7 protein-coding genes are annotated in these 5,738 nt (G+C 73.4%); 3 read left to right on the plus strand and 4 right to left on the minus strand.

From position 1 onward, the window contains the following. Both ESO86_RS10320 and ESO86_RS10325 read left to right on the plus strand, forming a co-directional pair. On the plus strand, positions 1–1,029 hold a 1,029-nt coding region (locus ESO86_RS10320; protein ID WP_165307621.1), incomplete at its 5' end, for a molybdopterin-dependent oxidoreductase. A gap of 79 nt (positions 1,030–1,108) precedes the next feature. Continuing rightward, on the plus strand, positions 1,109–1,327 hold the full coding sequence (locus ESO86_RS10325; protein ID WP_129234820.1) for a hypothetical protein: 219 nt from the start codon (positions 1,109–1,111) through the stop codon (positions 1,325–1,327). A 15-nt stretch (positions 1,328–1,342) separates the two neighbouring features. On the opposite strand, the gene ESO86_RS10330 is transcribed toward ESO86_RS10325, so the two are convergent. Next, on the minus strand, positions 1,343–2,329 hold the full coding sequence (locus ESO86_RS10330; protein WP_129234821.1) for an acetylxylan esterase: 987 nt from the start codon (positions 2,327–2,329) through the stop codon (positions 1,343–1,345). 129 nt (positions 2,330–2,458) lie between these two features. Between ESO86_RS10330 and ESO86_RS10335 the strand changes: the two genes are divergently transcribed. After that, a complete protein-coding gene (locus ESO86_RS10335; RefSeq protein WP_129234822.1) occupies positions 2,459–3,331 on the plus strand; it encodes a carbohydrate kinase family protein in 873 nt (290 codons plus the stop codon). A 31-nt stretch (positions 3,332–3,362) separates the two neighbouring features. Here ESO86_RS10335 and ESO86_RS10340 read toward each other — a convergent pair whose 3' ends face one another. From ESO86_RS10340 to ESO86_RS10350, 3 genes are all read right to left on the minus strand, one after another. Continuing rightward, the gene (locus ESO86_RS10340) at positions 3,363–3,788 is read right to left on the minus strand and encodes a pyridoxamine 5'-phosphate oxidase family protein (RefSeq protein WP_129234823.1); all 426 of its coding nucleotides are present in this window, start codon (positions 3,786–3,788) and stop codon (positions 3,363–3,365) included. A 59-nt stretch (positions 3,789–3,847) separates the two neighbouring features. Then, positions 3,848–5,272: an MBL fold metallo-hydrolase RNA specificity domain-containing protein gene (locus ESO86_RS10345; protein WP_129234824.1), complete on the minus strand. Its 1,425-nt coding sequence runs from the start codon at positions 5,270–5,272 to the stop codon at positions 3,848–3,850. A 3-nt stretch (positions 5,273–5,275) separates the two neighbouring features. Further along, positions 5,276–5,738: universal stress protein (locus ESO86_RS10350; RefSeq protein WP_165307623.1), on the minus strand; the 463-nt coding region annotated here is incomplete at its 5' end.

Below are 5,738 nucleotides of genomic sequence, written 5' to 3' on the forward strand. Positions count from 1 at the left end.
GCGGCATCCGCCGTCGTCGTCGGCCTCGGGGCCAGGCTGGCGACCGCCGCCACGTCGTCCATCGCGGCGATCCGCGAGGCGCTGCGACTGCCGCGACCGCGCTCGGTCGTCGAGCTGCCGGCCGGCGCCGAGCTCGACATCCCCGGGCTCAGCCCGCTGATCACGCCGAACGCGGACTTCTACCGGGTCGACACGGCCCTCACCGTTCCCGAGGTGGACCCGTCGACCTGGCGGCTCGTCGTCGACGGCATGGTGGACCGGCGCATCGAGCTGACCTTCGACGACCTCGTCTCGATGGGGCTCGACGAGTACGGCGTCACGCTCACGTGCGTGTCGAACGAGGTCGGCGGCGACCTCGTCGGCACCGCGATCTGGCTCGGCATGCCCGTGCGCGACGTCCTGCGCCTGGCCGGCCCGCAACCCGGTGCCGACATGGTCCTCTCCCGCAGCGTCGACGGATTCACCGCGTCGACCCCGCTCGAGGTACTGACCGACGACGGCAGGGACGCGATCCTCGCGGTCGGCATGAACGGCGAGCCGCTGCCCCTCGAGCACGGCTTCCCCGTGCGGATGGTGGTGCCGGGGCTGTACGGCTACGTCTCGGCGACGAAGTGGCTCACCCGCCTGCAGGTCACGACCTTCGCCGCCGACGAGGCGTATTGGACGCCCCGCGGCTACAGCGCCGAGGCGCCGATCAAGATGTCCTCCCGCATCGACACGCCCAAGCCGGGCCGCCCCGTCCCCGCCGGTCCCGGCGTGATCGCCGGGGTCGCGTGGGCGCAGACCGTCGGGATCGAGCGCGTCGAGGTGCGCATCGACGACGGCGAGTGGCGCACGGCGACGCTGTCGACGCCGGTGAACGCCGACACGTGGGTGCAGTGGATGCTCGAGTGGGATGCCGCGCCCGGAACCCACTACGCGACGGTGCGGGCCGTCGACCGCGACGGGCGCGTCCAGGTCGAGGAGCGCGCCCCGATCGCGCCGGACGGCTCGACCGGATGGCAGCGCACCCTGATCACCGTGACGTGAGCTGTCAATGCCTCGACGGATGTCGCGCTCGCGACGAGCATCGTGGAAGGCGGCTTCCGCGCCGCCGGATGGAGGGACCATGGCCGAGACCCCGCACACCCAGGACGAGCCGATCGAGGAGGGCGCGGGCGACGCGAGTCGGGCCGACCGCATCGCCGGCATCCTCGAACAGGTGCGGAGCGACCTGCGCCTCGGTCACGCGCACGACGAGGAGGCCGAGCTGCGGCTCCGGCTGGCCGACGCCGGGATCACCGCGACCGACGCGGAGATCGAGCGGTACGTCGCACGCGAGCTCTGATCGGCGTCGCCGGGGTCAGCCCGATGCCGACCCCGTCGCCAGCACGTCGGCGAGCCACGCCGCCTGCCGCTGCCAGTGCAGGCCCTGCCCGCCCTCGTGCTCGTTGAACGCGTACTCGACGACCTCCGCGCCGACCGCATGGTGGTTGGCCGCGGCGTAGACGGTCGACGGAGGGCACACGGGATCCATGAGCGCCACCGACACCAGCGCGGGCGCGGTCGCGCGCTTGGCGAAGTTCACGCCGTCGAAGTACGAGAGCGTGCGGAAGACGCTCGGCGCGGCATCCCGGTGGATCGAGAGGTACCGGACGATCTCCTGGTACGGATCGCGGTCGGTCAGGCCGACCGACCGCTCGAAGCAGCAGAGGAACGGCACGTCGGGCATCGCGCCCACGAGCCCCTCGGCGAGCCCGGCCGCGGCGAGCGCGATGCCGCCGCCCTGCGAGCCGCCCGTGACGGCGACCCGGTCGGCGTCGACCACGTCGAGCGAGCGCACCGCGTCGATCGCGAGCACCGCGTCGGTGAAGACGCGCCGGTAGTAGTACTCGGCCGGGTCGTGGATGCCCCGGGTCATGAACCCGGGGAACGACGGCCCGGTGCCGTGCGGGTCGGGCGTGCCGCCGCCCGTGCCCCACGCGCTGCCCTGTCCTCGGGTGTCCATGAAGAAGTACGCGTAGCCGGATGCCGCCCACTGCAGCCGCTCGTGCGGGAGGCCCCGACCTCCGCCGTAGCCGTTGTACTCGACCACCGCGGGCAGCGGCCCCGCGGCATCCGCCGGCACCAGGAACCAGCCCTTCACGGGATCGCCCGCGTACCCGGAGAACTCGACGTCGTGGACCTCGACCAGCGCGAGCGGCGACTCGACGCGCGTCAGCCGCGGGGGCCGCGCCACGGCGCGCGACGCGGCGAGCGTCCCGGCCCAGAACTCGTCGAAGTCGGCGGGTTCGGCGACCTCGGGACGGAACGCGCGGAGCTCGGCGGCGGGCAGGTCGAAGAAGGGCATGCGGACTCCTCGCTGGGTGGCGGCCGGGGTGGTCGTCAGCGTACCCGGGCGCGACGACACGCGGCGGCACGAACCACGGCAGGATGGGACCGGTCGCCGCGATCGTCGCGGGCCGGACGGGAGCAGCACGTGAGCGGCAGGGTCGTGGTCTCGGGGCCGGCGTCGTGGAACCGGATCGTGCATGTCGAGCACCTGCCCGAACCCGTGCCGCACATGCAGTTCGCGCTGGCCGACCACGAGACGGTGGGCGGCACGTCGGCGGGCAAGGCGCTCGGGCTCGCCGCATTCGGGCGGCCGGTGACCCTGTTCACCCTGATCGGGTCGGACCCCGACGGCGAGCGCCTGCGCGGCATCCTCGAGCGCGTCGACGGACTCGGACTCGACATCGTGGACGGGGCGCGCACCGAACGGCACCTCAACCTCATGACGCCGCTCGGCGAGCGCGTGTCGATCTACCTGTCGACCCCCGACGACCGGGACTCGCCCGAGGACGACCGACTGACCGCCGCGATGGAGGACGCCGCGGCGATCGTGCTCGACCTCTCCGAGCGGTCGCGCCGGCTCATCCCCGATGCGCGGGCCTCGGGGCGACCGATCTGGACCGACCTGCACGACTACGACGGCACGAGCGAGTTCCATCTCCCGTTCCTCGACGCCGCCGACGCGGTCTTCCTCAACGCCGACCGGCTCGGCGGCGACCCGATGCCGTTCCTGCGACGCGTGATCGACTCCGGCGCCCGGCTCGCCGTGTGCACGCTCGGCGCGGAGGGGGCCGTGGCGCTCGCGTCCGAGGGCGGCGCCGTCACCGAGCACCGGGTCGACGCGGTGCCCGTCGACGTGCGCGATGCGAACGGCGCGGGCGACGCCTTCATGTCGGGCGTGCTCCACGCGATGCTCGACGGGGCCGGCGTGGACGCGGCGCTGGAGGTCGGCGCGCAGCACGCGGCATCCGTCCTCGTGACCCGGCACCTGCACCCGACGCTCGAGGCGCTCGTCGGCTGAGGGAGGCGGGGCTGCGCCCCGGATCAGCGCCTCAGCGCCGGAACGCGCGCCCGCGCACGTCGGTCGGCTGGATCCGCACCCACCGGTCCTTCGACTCCGGCGCCCACGGGTGCACCCCGAGCGTCTCGGCGTGCTCGATCTCGCTCTGCCGCTCGAGCTGGCGCGCCTCGCCCTTCGCGACGACGCTGAACGCGTCCTCGTCGGTGTAGCCGTCGACCTGGAACGCGACGTGCGAGTGGATCGTGAGCTCGAGCAGCTTCGTCCCGGCCGCCGTGCGGAAGACGATCGCCGGGGCATCGGCGCCGTCGTGGTCGACCACGTGGTTCACCGGGAAGATGTCGACCTCGCCCGCTGCGAACACCGCGATGCGTCCGAACGGCGCCGCCTCGATGCGCGACCAGCACTCCTCTTCGCTGAGGTGCCTCGTCGGGGGCCGCAGGTCGTCCTGTTCGTCCATGGGGCTTCCTTTCGTGTGTCGTCCGGTGGTCGGGAGCGTATCGCGACGGCGAGCCTCCGTCAGATCGACGCGTCGATCGCCGCGACGGCGTCGATCGGCGCCGCGCGCGCCGACCTCGGGACGATCTCGGCGACCTGGTGGTGGTCGGGCACGCGCGCCGCCCGGCCGAGTTCGCGCCTGATCCGCGCACGCAACGTGTCGGCCGCGTGCGCCTCGCCGTGGACGACCCACGTCATGCCGGGCGGTTCGGGCGTCGCGCCCATCCAGCCGAGGATCTGCTCCGAGTCGGCGTGCGCCGACATCGACTCGATCGCGACGACCTCGGCGCGGATCGGGAGGTCCTTGCCGAAGAGGCGGAGCGACCGCTCGCCCGCCTGGAGCGCAGCCCCGCGCGTGCCGCCGGCCTGGAAGCCGGTCAGGACGATCGCGTTGTGCGGGTCCGAACCGTACGCGTCGAGATGGTGCAGGATCCGCCCGCCGGTCAGCATGCCGCTCGCCGAGAGGATCACGAGGGGTCCCCCTCGCAGGTTCAGCAGCTTGGAGTCGTCGACCGACGTCACCCGCCTGGCGAGGCCGTACATGCGCTGCAGTTCGTCGTGGCCGAGCCGATGCTCCTCGGGATGCCGTTCGTAGATCTCGACGGCGTCGACCGCCATCGGGCTGTTCAGGTAGATCGGGACGTCCGGCAGCTCGCCGCGATCCGCGAGGCGCGACAGGTGCAGCAGCACGCTCTCGGTACGGCCGACCGCGAACGCGGGGATGAGCACCACGCCGCCCCGGCGCGTCACGCGGCGGATGACGTCGCCGAGCAGCCGCTCGGGATCCCCCGCCGCATGCACCCGGTCGCCGTACGTCGACTCCGCGACGAGCACGTCGGTCGATTCCAGTGCTTCCGGCGGCCGCATGAGCGGGTCGTCGGGGCGGCCGAGGTCCCCGGTGAAGTGGACGCTCGCCCCGTCGACGTCGAGCCGCACCTGCGCCGCCCCGAGGATGTGGCCGGCGTGCACGAGTCGCACGTCGACCCCGGGGGCGATGCGCCGCGTCTCGTGGAAGTCGAGCGGCTCGAACCGCGGCATCGTCCGGCGCACGTCCTCCGACGTGTAGAGCGGACGCGGGTCGGCGTGCCGCGACCAGTGGCGGGATGCCGCGTGGCGCGCCTCCTCCTCCATGAGGTACGCGCTGTCGGCCAGCATGATCTCGGCGAGCTCGATCGTGCCCGGGCTCGCGAGGATGCGACCGGCGAACCCGTCGCGCACGAGCGCGGGCAGGTACCCGGAGTGGTCCAGGTGCGCGTGGGTCAGGACCACCGCGTCGATGGTCGCGGGATCGACGGGGAACGGCTGCCGATTGCGCGCGCGGAGCACCTTGTAGCCCTGGAACAGGCCGCAGTCGACGAGCACGCGCACGCCGTCGCGCTCGACGAGGTGCCGCGACCCGGTGACGGTGTCCGCCGCGCCGAGGAACCGGATGCTCCGCGGGCCCATGGCCTATCCGACGTCGCTGACCACGATGACCGGACCGGCGGCGCTCAGCAGCAGGTCGTGGCTGACGGAGCCCAGGAGGAAGCGGGCCATGCCGCCCGCCGTGTGGCTGCCCACGACCACGACGCTGGCGGTGTCGCTGTACTCGGCGAGCACCGCAGCGGCCGACCCGCGCTCGAGGCGTCCGGACGGCGCACCGCCGAGCGATCGGGCGAACTCCACGGCCTCGTCGAGCACGTCGCGTCGCATCTCCTCCATGAGGGCGACGTCGCCGAGGTACTCCACGTAGGCCGAGTTCCAGCTCGTCGGCACGACCCAAGCGTGGACGAGCTCGAGCGGGCGCCCGGAACGGGCGGCCTCGTCGACGCCGACGCGGATCGCCGCCCGCGCCTCATCCGACCCGTCGACGCCGACCACCACGGCGCGGCGCTCCACGGCCTCCCAGTCGGGCGGGACGACGGCGACCGCG

Source organism: Agromyces binzhouensis (genome assembly GCF_004135055.1).
Classification (GTDB): domain Bacteria; phylum Actinomycetota; class Actinomycetes; order Actinomycetales; family Microbacteriaceae; genus Agromyces; species Agromyces binzhouensis.